This window comes from Mannheimia indoligenes (assembly GCF_036880405.1).
GTDB lineage: Bacteria > Pseudomonadota > Gammaproteobacteria > Enterobacterales > Pasteurellaceae > Mannheimia > Mannheimia indoligenes.
The window spans coordinates 40,092-57,057 of sequence record NZ_JBAJJM010000011.1 but is presented as its reverse complement, the minus strand read 5'-3'; the positions used below and the strand labels follow the sequence as shown (position 1 = coordinate 57,057).

Annotated in this window: 13 protein-coding genes; 8 read left to right on the top strand and 5 right to left on the bottom strand. The window is 41.7% G+C overall.

Annotated features, from left to right (window positions below):
- Positions 1–167: 167 nt before the first annotated feature.
- From fucI to V6W77_RS08465, 8 genes are all read left to right on the top strand, one after another.
- Positions 168–1,934 (top strand): L-fucose isomerase, encoded by a 1,767-nt coding sequence (gene fucI / locus V6W77_RS08500; protein ID WP_334232438.1) that lies wholly within the window; start codon positions 168–170, stop codon positions 1,932–1,934.
- Positions 1,935–2,050: 116 nt separating this feature from the next.
- Positions 2,051–3,484, top strand: coding sequence for an L-fuculokinase (gene fucK, locus V6W77_RS08495; RefSeq protein WP_334254389.1), 1,434 nt, complete (start codon positions 2,051–2,053; stop codon positions 3,482–3,484).
- 9 nt (positions 3,485–3,493) lie between these two features.
- On the top strand, positions 3,494–3,928 hold the full coding sequence (gene fucU / locus V6W77_RS08490; protein ID WP_334235421.1) for an L-fucose mutarotase: 435 nt from the start codon (positions 3,494–3,496) through the stop codon (positions 3,926–3,928).
- A 58-nt stretch (positions 3,929–3,986) separates the two neighbouring features.
- Positions 3,987–4,637: an L-fuculose-phosphate aldolase gene (locus V6W77_RS08485; RefSeq protein WP_334254388.1), complete on the top strand. Its 651-nt coding sequence runs from the start codon at positions 3,987–3,989 to the stop codon at positions 4,635–4,637.
- A gap of 32 nt (positions 4,638–4,669) precedes the next feature.
- Entirely contained in the window at positions 4,670–5,959 is a 1,290-nt protein-coding gene (gene fucP, locus V6W77_RS08480; protein WP_334254387.1) for an L-fucose:H+ symporter permease, read from the top strand.
- Positions 5,960–6,070: 111 nt separating this feature from the next.
- A complete protein-coding gene (gene fucO, locus V6W77_RS08475; RefSeq protein ID WP_334254386.1) occupies positions 6,071–7,222 on the top strand; it encodes a lactaldehyde reductase in 1,152 nt (383 codons plus the stop codon).
- Between the two features lie 274 nt (positions 7,223–7,496).
- The gene (gene aldA, locus V6W77_RS08470; RefSeq protein WP_334254385.1) at positions 7,497–8,942 is read left to right on the top strand and encodes an aldehyde dehydrogenase; all 1,446 of its coding nucleotides are present in this window, start codon (positions 7,497–7,499) and stop codon (positions 8,940–8,942) included.
- Positions 8,943–9,190: 248 nt separating this feature from the next.
- A complete protein-coding gene (locus tag V6W77_RS08465) occupies positions 9,191–9,841 on the top strand; it encodes a YagU family protein (protein WP_025234978.1) in 651 nt (216 codons plus the stop codon).
- Between the two features lie 77 nt (positions 9,842–9,918).
- Here V6W77_RS08465 and trkA read toward each other — a convergent pair whose 3' ends face one another.
- From trkA to V6W77_RS08440, 5 genes are all read right to left on the bottom strand, one after another.
- Positions 9,919–11,295, bottom strand: coding sequence for a Trk system potassium transporter TrkA (trkA, locus tag V6W77_RS08460; protein WP_334254384.1), 1,377 nt, complete (start codon positions 11,293–11,295; stop codon positions 9,919–9,921).
- A complete protein-coding gene (gene rsmB, locus V6W77_RS08455) occupies positions 11,296–12,630 on the bottom strand; it encodes a 16S rRNA (cytosine(967)-C(5))-methyltransferase RsmB (RefSeq protein ID WP_428981783.1) in 1,335 nt (444 codons plus the stop codon).
- 35 nt (positions 12,631–12,665) lie between these two features.
- Positions 12,666–13,091, bottom strand: a complete 426-nt coding sequence (locus tag V6W77_RS08450; protein ID WP_334232458.1) for a universal stress protein — start codon at positions 13,089–13,091, stop codon at positions 12,666–12,668.
- A 37-nt stretch (positions 13,092–13,128) separates the two neighbouring features.
- Complete coding sequence (locus tag V6W77_RS08445; RefSeq protein WP_334235414.1) at positions 13,129–15,765, bottom strand: TRAP transporter permease; 2,637 nt, start codon at positions 15,763–15,765, stop codon at positions 13,129–13,131.
- 205 nt (positions 15,766–15,970) lie between these two features.
- On the bottom strand, positions 15,971–16,933 hold the full coding sequence (locus V6W77_RS08440) for a TAXI family TRAP transporter solute-binding subunit (RefSeq protein WP_025342030.1): 963 nt from the start codon (positions 16,931–16,933) through the stop codon (positions 15,971–15,973).
- Positions 16,934–16,966: the final 33 nt, after the last annotated feature.

Here is a 16,966-nt window from a genome sequence, read left to right as displayed (position 1 = left end):
AAACAAAATCGGGCATTCTTTTTTCACTCATTTTTACCAAAATCCCCCATTTTTTGTGATCGCACTCACAAAATTTAAACTAAATTCGCATTTTTCTTCATAACTCATATTGCGTATGCATAATAAATTCAATCACAAATTTTTTTAACCAATCGGGAGAACTATTTATGACAACGTTGAAATCTACCCCTGTAAAAATTGGTATCCGCCCAACCATTGACGGTCGCCGTTTAGGAGTGCGTGAATCACTTGAAGATCAAACAATGAATATGGCAAAAGCCGTTGCACAATTAATTCAATCTGAAGTCCGCCACCCAAATGGTGATTTCGTTGAATGTGTGATTGCTGATTCCACCATCGGTGGCGTTGCCGAAGCTGCGGCTTGTGCCGAAAAATTCAAACGTGAAAATGTCGGAGCGGTGATTACCGTAACCCCTTGCTGGTGCTACGGTTCTGAAACCATTGATATGGACCCACATATGCCGAAAGCGATTTGGGGCTTTAACGGAACGGAACGCCCGGGTGCGGTGTATTTAGCTGCAGCCTTAGCAGGTCATAGCCAATTAGGTTTACCGGCATTCTCCATTTATGGCACAGAAGTACAAGAAGCGGGCGATCAATCCATTCCGGCTGATGTTCGTGAAAAATTATTGCGTTTTGCTCGTGCAGGCTTAGCGGTGGCAACCCTTCGTGGCAAATCTTACTTATCTATCGGTTCAGTTTCAATGGGTATCGCCGGTTCTATCGTAAACCAACAATTCTTCCAAGAATATTTAGGTATGCGTAATGAATACGTGGATATGACGGAAATTAAACGCCGTTTAGATCGCAACATCTACGATGAGGCAGAATTTAAATTAGCGATGGAATGGGTAAAAACCTATTGCAAAGAAGGTGTTGATGTGAATGCACCGGAAAACCAACGTAGCCCAGAAGAGCGTGCCAAACTTTGGGAAGATGTAGTGAAAATGACCATCATCGCCCGTGATTTAATGGTCGGCAACCCACGTTTAGCAGAATTAGGTTATGGCGAAGAGGCATTAGGTCATAATGCGATTGCAGCCGGTTTCCAAGGACAACGCCAATGGACAGACCATTTACCAAACGGCGATTTCTTAGAGGCAACGCTCAACTCAACCTATGACTGGAACGGTGTGCGAGCACCATACATTATGGCAACAGAAAACGACAGCTTAAACGGCGTGAATATGTTGTTCGGTAACTTATTAACCGGTCAAGCTCAAGTGTTTGCGGATGTGCGTACTTACTGGAGCGAAGATTCTGTTGAACGTGTTACCGGCTGGCGTCCGGAAAGTGGCTTTATCCACTTAATCAACTCAGGTTCAGCAGCATTAGACGGCACGGGTCAGCATACCGACAAAGACGGCAAACCTGTTATCAAACCGGTTTGGGAAGTAACAGAAGAAGACGGCAAACGCTGTTTAGAAAATACCCGTTGGTGTCCGGCAGTGCACGAATATTTCCGTGGCGGTGGTTTATCTTCTCAATTCTTAACCAAAGGCGGTATGCCGTTTACGATGCACCGCATCAACCTCATCAAAGGCATTGGTCCTGTATTACAAATTGCGGAAGGTTGGTCAATCGACTTACCGGAACACGTTCACGACACCTTAAACAAACGTACCAATGAAACTTGGCCAACCACTTGGTTCGTGCCTCGCTTAACGGGTAAAGGTGCATTCGCAGACGTGTATAGCGTGATGGCGAACTGGGGTGCAAACCACTGTGTAGCCACTTACGGACACGTGGGGGCAGATTTAATCACCCTTGCATCAATGTTACGCATTCCGGTTTGTATGCATAACGTGGAAGATAAAGATGTATTCCGTCCAAGTGCGTGGAACGGTTTCGGTCAAGACAAAGAAGGTCAAGACTACCGTGCGTGTGCAAACTTTGGACCGCTTTATAAATAAGCACTTACAAGCGGTTAAATTTGTAAAAAAATTTGCAAATAAGACCGCTTGATCAAACCTAAAACGATACGGACGCCATAGTGCGTCCCTACAAGGAAATAACAAGGGGAAAACCTATGTCTATTGCCCTTATTTTTGACTGTGGTGCTACAAACCTTCGCACTATTGCAATCGACCAAACCGGTCAAATTGTGGCGGCACATCACTTACCGAATAATACACAACCGGGTGCAGAAAATCCTGAATTCCATATTTGGGATATTGAAGAAATCTGGTCAAAACTGATGACCTGTGCCAAACAAACGCTCTCTCAACTTTCAGAACAACAACGAAAAGAGATTGTTGGGATTTCAGTTACCACTTTTGGCGTGGACGGTACACTTTTCGATAAAGCCGGCAATCAACTTTATCCGATTATTTCTTGGAAATGCCCGAGAACCTTACCGATTATGGAAAATATCGCTAACGATATTGATGTGGAGGCACTATATCGACGTAACGGGGTCGGTCATTACAGTTTCAATACGTTATTTAAGCTCTTATGGCTTAAACGCAACAAACCTGAAATTTATGCTCAAGCGGACAGTTTCTTATTTATTTCCTCAATTTTAACCTACCGCTTAACAGGTATAAAAAGCACAGACCGCACAATGGCTGGCACCTCAATGATAACCAACATTGAAAGCGACCATTGGGATAAAGAAGTCTTGGATTTACTTGGCTTAAACGAAAACCAATTCCCACCGATGAAAAGTGCGGGAGAGGTTGTGGGAACATTAAAAGGAGACATTTCCATTGAGCTCGGTTTAAGCGGTCAAATTCCTGTAATTTCTTGCGGACACGACACCCAATTCGCCATTTTTGGTTCAGGTGCTGGTTACAACCAACCGGTTTTAAGCTCCGGTACTTGGGAAATTTTAATGGTTCGCACCCCACAAGCGAAACCGGAATGGCAATTCGTTCAAAACGGTTTAACCATTGAATTTGACAGCCAAGCTGGCTACTTCAACCCGGGCGTGCAATGGGTTGCCTCTGGTGTGATGGAGTGGTTTGGTAAACGTTTCTTCTCTGATGTAGCGGGTACACCAAACTACTACACCACTATGATTAATGAAGCCAGCGAAGTGCCTGCCGGCTCCAACGGTGTGAAATTAGTGGGTAACTTTGACGGTACAACCGGCCACACAGGCTCGATTATCGGTTTATCAATGCACACCCCTCGTGGTGAAATTTACCGTGCAGGCTTGGAATATATGGCGTATCGCTTAAAAGAAGGCTTAGATTTACTACAAGAAATCAGCAATTTTAATGCTGAAAGCCTAATTTGCGTAGGTGGAGGCTCCAAAAATGCGTTATGGAACCAAATCCGTGCTGATGTGTTAAATCGCCCGATTGATGTGGTGGATTTCCCTGAAAGTACCGTGTTGGGTGCAGCAATGTTTACCTTTGCCGGTGCGGGAGTGTTTGAAAATCCAAATGCCGCACAACAAGCAATGAAACCAAATGTAAAACGAGTTGAGCCGTCAGCCAACAGCGATTTTTATAAATAGGAGTTTGAAATGTTAAAAGGTATCCACCCGGCAATTTCTCCGGAATTATTAAAAGTATTAGCGGAAATGGGGCACGGTGATGAATTGGTTCTTTCAGATGCTCACTTCCCGGCACATTCCATTCATCAAAAAGTGATTCGTGCAGACGGTTTAAGTGTTGCAACTTTATTAGAAGGCATTTCTGCTTTGTTTGAATTTGACCAATATGTAGAAGCCCCACTTGCGATGATGCAAGCCGTGCCGGGCGATTCTCTCGACCCAAGCGTGGAAGAGCGTTATCTCGCTGCGATTAAAAAAGTAAATGGTGTAGCACCGAAAGTCGAACGAGTGGAACGCTTTGCCTTCTACGACCGAGCTAAAACCGCTTACGCTGTGGTGATCACAGGCGAATTGGCGAAATACGGCAACATTATTATTAAAAAAGGCGTAACGCCTGTGCCTTAATCGCCGATTACAAGCGGTTAAAAACATCAAATTTTTTACAAATTAAAAGGAGTTTATTATGAACAGACAGCAGCTCTCAAGACAAATCATAGATACTTGTCTTGAAATGACGAAACTAGGGTTAAACCAAGGTACCGCAGGTAATGTGAGTGTCCGCTACCAAAACGGTATGTTGATTACCCCAACCGGCACCCCTTATGAAGAAATGACCGAAGAGTCTATTGTGTTCGTTGATGCCAACGGCAAACACGAAGAGGGAAAACTCCCTTCAAGCGAATGGCAATTCCACTTGGCGGTGTATGAAGCTCGCCCTGAATTAAATGCGGTGGTTCACAACCACGCGAAAAACTGTGCGGCAGTGTCTATTTTCGGTGAACCGATTCCGGCAATCCACTATATGATCGCTTGCACCGGTACAGACCATATTCCTTGCGTGCCTTATGCCCCTTTCGGTACAAACGAATTAGCAGGTTATGTACGTGAAGGCATCAAAGGCAGCAAAGCGATTTTGCTTGCTCACCACGGTTTAATTACTGCAGACAAAACCCTTGATAAAGCCTTAGGTGTGGCACATGAAGTGGAAGTGATCGCCGAATGGTATTTAAAACTTCTTGCTACCGGCAAGCCAATTCCAACCTTAAATAAAGCACAGATGGATATCGTATTAGAAAAATTTAAATCCTACGGCTCTTGGGTTGAAGAAAAATAATAAACCAATAATGCAAACAGAAGGAATGTCCTATGACAGCTAAAGTTCTTGAGAAAAAATTTGTAGTGCCATTTATTTTAATTACCACATTATTTGCTCTTTGGGGTTTTGCAAATGATATTACCAACCCTATGGTAGCGGTGTTCCAAACTGTGATGGAAATTCCCGCCTCTGAGGCAGCTCTCGTTCAGTTCGCTTTCTATGGAGGTTACGGTACAATGGCAATTCCAGCCGCACTTTTTGCCAGCCGTTACAGCTATAAAGCAGGAGTGCTATTAGGTTTAGCACTTTATGCTATCGGGGCATTCTTATTTATTCCTGCCGCAATGTATGAGCAGTTCTCGTTCTTTCTTTGGTCGCTTTACATTTTAACTTTTGGTTTAGCATTCTTAGAAACGACAGCAAACCCATACATTCTTTCAATGGGTGATCCAGCAACTGCAACACGCCGTTTAAACCTTGCTCAATCATTCAATCCACTAGGTTCGATTACAGGTATGTTTGTTGCTTCACAAATCGTATTAACCAATCTGGAATCTGAAAAACGCGATGCAGCAGGTAACTTATTATTCAATAGCCTATCCGCAGCAGAAAAAGCAGTGGTTAAAACACACGATTTAGCGATGATTCGTAACCCATACGTTGTGATCGGTTTAGTGGTTGTTGCGGTATTTATCATCATTGCGTTATACAAAATGCCTGCAACGAAAGTGGAATCAGCAGCCCGTATTTCGGTAAAAGAGTCATTCAATCGCTTAATTGCTAATGCTCGCTACCGTGAAGGAGTGATTGCTCAAGTATTCTACGTGGGCGTACAAATTATGTGCTGGACATTTATTATTCAATATGCAGAACGCATCGGTTTAACTAAAGCTGAAGCACAAAACTGGAATATTGTGGCAATGGCATTATTTATCACCAGCCGTTTTATCAGCACCGCATTAATGAAATATTTAAAAGCTGAATTAATGTTGTTTCTCTTCGCAGTAGGTGGTTTCTTCAGTATTCTCGGTGTAATCTTTATTGACGGAATAGGTGGACTATACTGCTTAGTCTTAACCTCTGGCTTTATGTCTCTGATGTTCCCAACCATTTACGGCATCGCATTAGATGGTCAAGGCGAAGAGTCTACATTAGGTGCAGCTGGTTTAGTAATGGCGATTGTAGGTGGTGCATTAATGCCACCTCTACAAGGCTGGATTATCGACCAAGGTTCAGTGGCTGGTATGCCAGCAGTTAATTTCTCATTCATTCTTCCGCTTATCTGTTTTGTAGCCATAGCAATCTACGGCTATCGTTGCTGGAAAGTGTTATTAAAATAATCTATATACAAGCGGGCAAAAAGCCCGCTTTTTTGCAAAAAAATAGTGAAAAATGACCGCTTGCAAGGTTGATAGAACCAAATTTATTTTTTAAATTAAGAGGAAAATATTATGTCAAATCGTCTGATCCTTAACGAAACCAGCTATCACGGTAAAGGAGCAATTCAACACATTGTTCACGAAGTGAAAAGTCGCAGTTTCAATAAAGCTCTTGTCGTTACAGACAAAGATCTTATCAAGTTTAATGTTGCACAAAAAGTAACTGACTTACTTGATGCAGAAAATCTACCTTATGAAATTTTTGATGAAGTGAAAGCCAACCCGGCAGTTGATGTGATCAAAGCCGGCGTAGAAAAATTTAAAGCCTCAGGTGCGGATTACCTGATCGCTATCGGTGGTGGCTCACCAATTGATAGTGCGAAGGCGATTGGTATCATCATCAATAACCCTGAATTTAGCGATGTGCTTTCACTCGAAGGCGTTGCCCCAACCCACAAAAAATGTGTACCAATTATTGCCGTGCCAACCACCGCAGGTACAGCTGCAGAAGTTACGATTAACTACGTTATCACTGACGAAGAGAAAAAACGTAAATTCGTGTGTGTGGACGTTCACGATGTGCCAGCAGTCGCATTAGTCGATCCGGATATGATGGAATCTATGCCGAAAAGCCTTGCTGCCGCAACCGGTATGGATGCACTTACCCACGCAATCGAAGGCTACATTACCAAAGCCGCTTGGGAATTAACTGATGCACTACACTTAAAAGCGATTGAACTTATCAGCCGTTCACTACGCGGTGCGGTCGAGAAAAATCCAAAAGATATTGAAGGAATGGCTCTCGGTCAATACGTAGCAGGTATGGGCTTCTCAAATGTGGGCTTAGGCGTAGTGCATAGTATGGCTCACCCACTTTCAGCTTACTACGACACCCCACACGGTATTGCGAATGCGGTTCTTCTTCCGTATGTAATGGAATTTAACAAAAACTACACCGGCGAAAAATACCGTGAAATTGCCCGTGCGATGGGTGTTAAAGGTGTGGATGAAATGACCCAAGAAGAATACCGCAATGCCGCCATTCAAGCTGTACAACAACTATCACAAGATGTAGGTATTCCACCAAAACTTCACCAAATCGGCGTGAAAGAAGAAGACTTGCCGGCATTATCAGTCGATGCTTTCAATGATGTTTGCACTGGCGGTAACCCTCGTGATTGCACACCTGAAGAATTGTTAGAAGTGTATAAAATTGCCTTCTAATTTCAGTGTGTTGCAAATTTTTGCTCAAAATAACCCGCTTGTATTATTCTGAGCAAAGGCGAAATATCATTCATATAACGCCCGATTTTTCCACAAATGTGAAAAATCGGGCATTTTTATTGGTGATAAATCAGCTATGAATACGAAATAAATGTGATCTTATTCACATTTATGCATCAATATTAACAATAAAATAACAATTCATTTGCAAACTTGAGCCGCTTAGCCAATGATAAATATGACTTTTCCACAGCGGATATAAAAGGAGCAAATAATGTTTAAATCTTATCAAATGTACATTAACGGTGAATTCGTACCGGCTTTAGATGGTCGTACCTTAGCGGTTTATAACCCGGCAACAGAACAAGCAATTTCCGAAGTACCTCGAGGCTCGGAAAACGATGCAAGAGTTGCAATTGATGCTGCGGAGGCAGCACAAGAAGCGTGGGAACGTTTACCTGCGGTACAACGTGGGCAATATCTGCGTAAAATCGCGGTAGGCATTCGTGAACGTGCCGATGAAATTGCCCGTACGATTTCCGAAGAAATGGGGAAAACTCTTTCTCTCGCCACCATTGAAGTGCACTTCACTGCGGACTATTTAGACTATATGGCGGAATGGGCTCGCCGTTATGAAGGCGAGATTATCCAAAGCGACCGCCCAAACGAGCATATTTTCCTCTACAAAAAAGCGATTGGCGTAACCACCGGTATTCTGCCGTGGAACTTCCCGTTCTTCTTAATCGCTCGTAAAGCGGCTCCGGCTTTAGTAACAGGTAACACCATTGTAATCAAACCGAGTGAAGATGCCCCAAACAATGCGATTTTATTCTCAGAAATTGTCCATCAAATCGGTTTACCAAAAGGTGTATTCAACGTAGTAACCGGTTATGGCAACGAAGTCGGTCCGGAACTTTCCGGCAATGAAAAAGTGGGAATGGTGTCGTTTACCGGTAGCCAATTCGCAGGACAAAAAGTGATGGAAGCCGCAAGCAAAAATATCATCAAAGTGAATTTAGAATTAGGTGGTAAAGCCCCTGCGATTGTATTAGATGATGCTGATTTAGAACTCGCAGCAACGGCAGTAGTAAACTCTCGTGTGATCAACTCAGGGCAGGTGTGTAACTGTGCAGAACGTATTTATGTTCACAAATCCATCAAAGAGCAATTCATCCAAAAATTAGTGGAGAAAATGCAAGCGGTCAAATATGGCAACCCATTAGAACGTGATGATATTGATATGGGACCGATGGTGAATGAAAAAGGCTTGCACAAAGTACAAGAAATGGTGAGCCACGCCATCCATCAAGGTGGTAACTTAGTGCTGGGTGGTAAAGCGGTGGAAGGTACTGGTTACTATTTTGAACCGACTATCATCGATAATGTGGACAACACGATGGATATTATGAGGCACGAAATCTTCGGACCGGTCATTCCTGTTGCCACTTTTGAAACCATTGATGAGGCAATCAAACTCGCCAACGACTGTGAATACGGCTTAACCTCTTCGGTTTATACGCAAAATATCAATAAAGCGATGAAAGTGATCTCTCGCCTGAAATTCGGTGAAACCTATGTAAACCGTGAAAACTTTGAAGCAATGCAAGGCTACCACGCAGGCTGGCGTAAATCGGGCATTGGCGGTGCAGATGGTAAACACGGTTTGGAAGAATACCTGCAAACCCAAGTCGTTTACTTACAGTTTGATGATAAAGTCTAATTTTTTAAGATAAAAATTCAAAACCCCACTCATTTTTGAGCGGGGTTATTTTTAATCAATTTTGTATCCAAATTGAAAACAATAAGAATGAAATGTTATTCAATAGTTAAATAATTATTTATGATTACCTCATCTTGATTATTTAATTTGCTATTTGAATTAATTAGGTGCAAAATGCTCTTGCCATTGTGAAATAACGTTTCATAAAATGGAGTAACACAATAATTCTTTCAAATTAGGATTTCATTATGAGTATTTTCCAACAAACAAACCCAAACCGTCGCCGTTATGGTTTAGCTGTATTTATCGGTATTATTGCAGGTATTATCTCAGCATTTGTAAAATGGGGAGCAGAGCATCCATTCCCACCACGTAGCCCGATTGATTTATTCACCGCAGCTTGTCCACAGCCTGTTTTAGATGCAATGAATGCCGCAGCAGATCAAGTTGCCGCCAAAACAATTGCATTACAAGAGTGTTCACGTGCGTTTTTAAACCCACCGGCGGTGTTCTTGCGTGATTATATCGGCATCGACCCTTACAACACCGTTGCCTTTACCTTTGCAGATCACCCATTCAACTCAATCGGTGTAACCCATATGATCTTCTCTTTAGTATTTGCGATTGGTTACTGTATCGTTGCGGAAATTTTCCCAAAAATTAAATTCTGGCAAGGTATTGGTGCGGGTATTATTGCAAACATCTGTGTTCACTACATCACATTCCCTGCTTTAGGATTAACACCACCTGTTGCTGAATGGCCTTTATACGAACACATTTCAGAATTAGTAGGTCATATTTTCTGGTTCTGGACTATTGAGGTTATCCGCCGTGATTTGCGTAACCGCATTACACGTGAACCTGATGCAGAAGTGCCGTTAGATCAACCTTTCCGTTAATCAACTACAAGCGGTAATATTTGCTTAAAAATTTGCAAACGAAAAAGAGCATTGTACTAACACAATGCTCTTTTCCTTTATAAGAAAAACACCCCAAGTTGGAACAGTTTTTCAATTTCGTCTATTTGTTTCTTATCGTTTACAAAAATAATAACTCGGTCGTTTTCTTGAATGACGGTAGATTTGTGGGCAATAATAACTTCTTCGCCTCGCACTACCGCACCTACAATTGCACCTTGTGGCAGTTTTATTTCTCGGATTTGTCTGCCTACCACTTTTGAAGAGCTTTCATCGCCGTGAGCAATAATTTCTACCGCTCCTGCAACGCCGAGCTTGAGGGAGGAAACTTGCAAAATATCGCCTTTTCTCACATAGCTCGCAAGAGCTGAAATCGTAGCTTGCTGTGGAGAGATTGCAATATCAATAGTACCACCTTGAATAAGGTGTAGATAAGCCGAACGCTGCACCAAAATAATCACTTTTTTTGCACCTAGCCGTTTTGCCAGTAGTGCGGACATAATATTGGCTTCGTCATCGCTCGTTACTGCAAGGAATAAATCGATATTTTCGATATGCTCTTCAAACAATAATTCTTCATCAGAAGCATCACCTGTTAAAACAAGTGTGTTGGAGAGTTTCTCTGCTAACTTTTCGGCTAGTTTTGGATTGCGTTCAATAATTTTAACTCGATATTGATCTTCCAAATCTCGTGCCAGAGACGAACCAATACTCCCACCACCTACAATCATAATACGTTTATGGGGCTTATCTAGGCGTTGTAGTTCCCCCATTACCGCTCGGATATGTTGAGTAGCACAGATGAAAAAGACTTCATCACCTGCTTCAATAATAGTTGAACCTTGTGGCACAATTGCTTTATCTTGTCGGAAAATCGCCACAATACGAGCTTCAATGTGTGGGAGGTGATCTCGCAATGCGGAAATTGGGTAGCCCACTAGCGGTCCGCCATAATAGGCTTTTACGTTTACAATGCTCACTAATTCATTGGCAAATTGGGTAATTTGCAATGCTCCCGGATAGTGAATAAGGCGTAGAATATCTTCTTTTACTAAAATTTCCGGAGCGATAATGTGATCAATTGGCAACACATCATTATTAAATAGTCGCTCTCTTTCTCTCACATAATCGGCATTACGAATACGAGCAATTTTGGTCGGAACATTAAATAGCGTATAGGCAATTTGGCAAGCAATCATATTTACTTCATCGCTACTGGTAACGGCAACTAATAAATCTGCATCATTTGCTCCCGCATCTCGGAGTGTTCGAGGAGAAGCAAATTCACCACGAATAACTTGTAAATCGTGCTTATCTTTTAACTTGTCTAAGCGTGCAGGATCGTTGTCGATTAAAACAATATCGTTATCTTCACTCACTAAATTTTCTGCCAGTGTAGAGCCTGCTTGTCCTGCACCTAAAATGATAATTTTCATTTAATTTGCCACTTTTTGTAATTTTGCGTAGAAGAAACCATCGCCACCATTTTGGTGTGGAAAAAACTGCTTTTCCAATACTTTTTCACCGTTAAAATCCATTTCCACTAATTTTGCATTTGGCGTTTCTTGTACAAATCGTTGAATTTGTTCGCTATTTTCTTCAGGTAATACCGAACAAGTTGCATAAAGCAAAATACCGTTGGGTTTCAGTCTATCCCATAATACTCTTAAAATATTACCTTGTAATTGTGCCAGCTCCGGAATGTCGCTTTCTTGGCGTAGCCATTTAATATCAGGGTGGCGACGAATAACCCCTGTTGCGGAGCAAGGGGCATCTAATAAAATACGGTCGAACATTACATCATCGTCTAACCATTCTTGAGGCTTTGAAGCATCACCACAAATCACAGTTGCACTTTGCTGAAGTCTGACTAAATTTTCTCGCACTCGGTTTAAACGGCTTTCTTCAATATCTAATGCGATAACTTTTGCATTCGGTGCTTTTTCTAAAATATGAGTGGTTTTTCCGCCCGGAGCAGCACAGGCATCTAAAATAGTTTCACCATTTTCTGCTCCCAGCAATTCTGCCGACCATTGTGCGTGAGCATCTTGCACCGTTGCCCAACCTTGCTCGAAATTGTGTAGTTGATTTACGCTAACCGGCTTATCTAATAGCAAGGCACAATGAGGGGAGCAAGCGGTCAGATTTGCTGAATTTTTTGCAACTACATCGCCAAGTAATACGGCATAGTCTTTTGCTTTGATATGTTGCTGATTGACCCTAATCCACATTGGTGGACGTTGGTTGTTTGCCTCCACAATTTCTCGCCAATTTGGATAGACCTTTTTGAGTTTGTTCACCAGCCATTCAGGGTGTAACGTTTGCCAATGTTTATCTACCTTTGCCAACATTTCGTCCTGCTCTCGCAAGAAACGGCGAAGTACACCATTGGTTAAAGCTCGGAAACTATCTAATTTTAGAGATTTGGTTGCATTAACTACTTCATCAACCGCTGCGTGGGCAGGTACTCGCATATAAAGCAATTGATATAAACCCACCAGCAATAAGCAATGCACTAAACGGGTTTTGCCTTTTAGGGGTTTTTCTACCAATAATTTGATGATCGATTCAAGGCGAGGCAACACTCTGCACACCCCAAAAGTAATTTCTTGTACCAAAGGTAAATCTTTTGGGTCAAGCTGTTTTTGAGCTTCAGGAATAAGGGTTGAGAGCGATTTCCCTTGATCTAAAACTTGTAAAATAATAGTTGCACTTACTGCTCGAGAAGAAAGTGCTTTTGTAGATTGTTTTTTCATAAATAAAAATGCCATTCGACAGAATGGCACTATTGTAACTGAATGCGAGATTATCTTAAAACTAAAATTGGCTTGTTTGTATTACGAGCAACTTTTACCGTATTAGAGCTTAATCCTTTTGCTTCCGGCTTACTACTTGCAAGCATTAGGATTAAATCAACCGCTTTCTCATCAGCAATACGGCAAATTTCTTCGTAAATTGTGCCATACGCAACAATGTGTTGCACTTTTGAACCTTCAGGAAAATGTGCCTTAGTGAATTCGTGCAGTTTTTGATTAGCTTCTGCTACAACTTCTTTATCAAAATTTTTTGGTAAAAACGCTGAAATGAGACTGTTATCCACAGGTTCAATAATAGAAGCCACACGATAAACTGCATTTGGATTATTTGCAGTCATTTTTAACGCAGTATCTACCACATATTTCGCACTTTTAAGATCTGCTAAATCAATAGCTATCAGTATTTTGTTATACATAATAAATCCTATAGGGAGGGAATGCCCTCCCATTTACTTATGATTTTTTCACACGACGACGTTGGTTTGCCACCACGCCAAACACCACTAACAAGGCTGGAATGAAAATCCAATCTTTAGCTGGTGCATCTTGTGGAACTGCAACATAGTGAATAGTTTGATCCCAGTTTAAGCCTGCTTTAGCCGCTGGGGAATCAATCTCAACCATATCAATCACCACTTTTGGTGTTTCTACTCCATCAACTTCGATTTTCTCATCCGTTTGAATAAGCGTTAAACCTAAGTTTTTCAAACGTTCTTCGCCGGTTGAACCTTCCGGTACAGGTAATTGAGCGTAGAACTCAATTTCTTTACCATAAGGGTTCAAACCTTCCACTTTTAAGGTAACGTTTTGACCAACTTTACTTTCAAGTAACTGCTCTGCAAACTGCACCGGCTCAATATGGCGTTCTGACGGATAAATTCTATCCATAAAGAAACCCGGACGGAACAAGGCAAATGCCGCAACCACAAGCAACACGGTTTCCCACCATTTGTTTTTGGTAACAATATATTGCATTGTTGCAGAGGTAAAGGCGAGAACCCCAACGGTTGCAGTAATAAAGACTACCCAGCCGTGCCCCGGATAACGCAGATCAATTAATAATAAGTCGGTATTAAAAATAAATAAGAACGGTAAAATTGCGGTTCTTAAGCTATATTTAAACGCAACCATACCTGTATTAATCGGGCTACCGCCTGAAATTGCCGCTGCTGCGAAAGAAGCTAAACCAACAGGTGGGGTAACGTCAGCCATAATCCCGAAATAGAACACAAATAAATGCACAGCAATCAATGGCACAATTAAACCGTTTTGGCGACCAACTTCCACAATCACTGTTGCCATTAATGATGACACCACAATGTAGTTTGCCGTAGTTGGTAAGCCCATACCTAAAATCAAGCTGAAGATGGCAACTAAAATCAACATTAGTACAATGTTGCCCATTGATAGTAACTCAATCACACTTGAGAGCTGCACACCGAAACCTGTTAATGCAACAACCCCCACAATAATACCTGCGGTTGCAGTTGCAAGGGCAATACCCGTCATATTACGACCGCCAGCCTCAAGGCTATCTACCACATCTCGAATACCTTGCTTGATAATCTCTTTCGTTACCGTCTCCTTACGGAAGAAATTGAGTAACGGGCGTTGGGTTAATTGAATGAAAATTAAGGTAATTGTTCCCCAGAACGCAGATAAACCTGGCGAAAGCATTTCCACCATTAAGCACCAAAGCAACACAACAACAGGAATGAGGTAATGTAAGCCTGCATTTACGGTTGGTTTTCTTTTTGGTAGAGAGACAATCTCTGAATTTGGATCGTCCGCTTCTAAATCAGGGTAGTTTGCTACACGGCGAATTGCCAGTAAATACCACAAGCCTAAGAAGACGCAAACGATAATGAAGGCATAATCTTCAGCAACATTACGAATCCAACCTAAACCGTAGTAAACCCCGATAGCCAGACCAACAATCACTAAAATTGAAGCAACAGTTCTTAACAAGAAAACTAAAATCGGGCTTGGTTCTTCCGCTCTTGGTAAGCCTTGTAAATTCATCTTACAAGCTTCTAAATGCACGATATAAACCAATGCGATATAAGAAATCAATGCCGGTAAGAAGGCGTGCGTAATTAATTGACTATATGGCATATTCACATATTCAATCATCAAAAATGCCGCCGCTCCCATTACCGGTGGCATAATCTGTCCGTTCACGGAAGATGCCACTTCCACCGCACCCGCTTTTTCTTTAGTAAAACCAACACGTTTCATCATTGGAATAGTGAACGTACCTGTAGTTACCACATTCGCAATTGATGAACCGGAAATTAAACCTGTTAATGCAGAAGAAACCACCGCTGCTTTTGCAGGACCACCACGCAAATGCCCTAAATAAGCAAAAGCGGTCTTAATGAAATAGTTACCTGCACCGGCTTTGTCTAACAATGCACCAAACAACACAAACAAGAACACATATTTCGTTGAAACACCGAGTGCAACACCAAACACCCCTTCGGTGGTAATCCATTGTTGGTTAATAATTTGGGAAAGTGAACCTGAACGATGACTTACAATCCAATCAGCCGGAAAATATTGCCCGAAGAAGTTATAAATCAGGAACACAATCGCAATAATAACAAGCGGCAAGCCTAAGCTACGACGAGTAGCTTCAAGCACTAATAAAATCCCTAAGCAACCTGCGATAATATCTTGTGTATTAGGTGCACCAAAGCGTTTTACCAAGCCTTCATAGAAGAAAATATAGTACAACGCCAAGCAAGCTCCGACTATCGCAAACACCCAATCAATCTTTGGAATACGATGTTTTGGCGAAGTTGCAAAGGCAGGATAAGACAGGAAAGCCAAGAACATCGCAAAGGCTAAGTGGATAGAACGAGCTTTGGTGTCATCTACCACCACATTCAAGTTAATACCTGCTTGAGTAAGCCATTCTTGGAAAACAAATGGCAATGGAGAAGCGTAGTAAATTTGGAAGATAGACCAAAGAATAGCGACATACACAATGGCTTTTTTCGCCAAACCGGACGGAGTTCGACCACCTGTATCGTTTGAAGCGACCATATCTTGTAGGTCATCATAATCAGCTTTAGATTCAACCGACATAATAATTCCTCAAAAAGACAAGCGGTCATATTTGATAAAAAATTTGCAAATTTTCTCGAAAAAACCACCGCTTGCTAAACAAAATACTATGGATAACTTATAGATCAAAAGGAAAAATCGATAAATTATCAACAGCCTTATAAACGCAAAAAACCAGCACGCCAAAAAACGTGCTGATTACGCATAAATCTAAGATAAAAGTGGACTATTTAATCCAACCTTTCTCTTTGTAGTAACGCACAGCCCCTTCGTGTAACGGAGCAGAAAGTGCATTTTTAATCATTTCTTCTTGTTTTAAATTTTCAAACGCAGGGTGTAAACGTTTAAAACGGTCGAAGTTATCAAATACCGCTTTAGTTACGTTATACACTTTATCTGCATCAACATCGGCAGAAGTTACTAAGGTTGCATACACACCGAAGGTTTCTGTTGGCTCATCAGAACCTTTATATAAACCGCCCGGAATAGTTGCTTTTGCATAGTATGAGTGATCTGCCACTAATTTATCGATTTCAGGACCAGTTACCGGTACTAATTTTGCATCACAAGATGCTGCTGCTTCTTTTAACGCACCATTCGGATGACCTACGTTATAAGTGATTGCATCTAAGTTGTTATCACACATTACCGATGCCATTTCAGCCGGTTTTAACTCAGAAGCCACTTTGAAATCTTTATCCGTCCAACCTTTTGCAGCTAAGATAACATTCATTGTTGCACGAGTGCCGGAACCAGGATCACCCACGTTTACACGTTTTGCTTTTAAATCATCGAAAGATTTGATATTCGCATCAGTACGAGCCATTACGGTGAATGGTTCAGGGTGAAGTGAGAAAATAGCACGGATCTTATCGTTTTTCTTACCTTCAAATGAGCTTGAGCCATTATATGCGTGATATTGCCAATCTGATTGTGCAATACCCATATCCATTTCTTTCGCTGCAATTGAGTTTAGGTTTGCAACCGAAGCTCCGGTTGAAGGTGCATTACATTTTAAACCTGTTTTCGCTGAATCACGGTTTACTAATTGGCAGATTGATTGACCCACAACATAATAAACCCCGGTTTGACCACCTGTACCGATAGTTACAAATGTTTCAGCAGCTTGAACTGAAGCTGTTCCCATCACAAGGCTTGCAAGGAAAGAAAGTTTGACTAATTTTTTCATTTTTTAGCTCCTAAATATTAAGAGGGAAAATAA

Excerpts from the sequence above, each read along its gene's own strand:
- fucI (WP_334232438.1), top strand. The coding sequence starts at position 168 with ATGACAACGTTGAAATCTACCCCTGTAAAAATTGGTATCCGCCCAACC.
- fucK (WP_334254389.1), top strand. The coding sequence starts at position 2,051 with ATGTCTATTGCCCTTATTTTTGACTGTGGTGCTACAAACCTTCGCACT.
- fucU (WP_334235421.1), top strand. The coding sequence starts at position 3,494 with ATGTTAAAAGGTATCCACCCGGCAATTTCTCCGGAATTATTAAAAGTA.
- V6W77_RS08485 (WP_334254388.1), top strand. The coding sequence starts at position 3,987 with ATGAACAGACAGCAGCTCTCAAGACAAATCATAGATACTTGTCTTGAA.
- fucP (WP_334254387.1), top strand. The coding sequence starts at position 4,670 with ATGACAGCTAAAGTTCTTGAGAAAAAATTTGTAGTGCCATTTATTTTA.
- fucO (WP_334254386.1), top strand. The coding sequence starts at position 6,071 with ATGTCAAATCGTCTGATCCTTAACGAAACCAGCTATCACGGTAAAGGA.
- aldA (WP_334254385.1), top strand. The coding sequence starts at position 7,497 with ATGTTTAAATCTTATCAAATGTACATTAACGGTGAATTCGTACCGGCT.
- V6W77_RS08465 (WP_025234978.1), top strand. The coding sequence starts at position 9,191 with ATGAGTATTTTCCAACAAACAAACCCAAACCGTCGCCGTTATGGTTTA.
- trkA (WP_334254384.1), bottom strand. The coding sequence starts at position 11,295 with ATGAAAATTATCATTTTAGGTGCAGGACAAGCAGGCTCTACACTGGCA.
- rsmB (WP_428981783.1), bottom strand. The coding sequence starts at position 12,630 with ATGGCATTTTTATTTATGAAAAAACAATCTACAAAAGCACTTTCTTCT.
- V6W77_RS08450 (WP_334232458.1), bottom strand. The coding sequence starts at position 13,091 with ATGTATAACAAAATACTGATAGCTATTGATTTAGCAGATCTTAAAAGT.
- V6W77_RS08445 (WP_334235414.1), bottom strand. The coding sequence starts at position 15,765 with ATGTCGGTTGAATCTAAAGCTGATTATGATGACCTACAAGATATGGTC.
- V6W77_RS08440 (WP_025342030.1), bottom strand. The coding sequence starts at position 16,933 with ATGAAAAAATTAGTCAAACTTTCTTTCCTTGCAAGCCTTGTGATGGGA.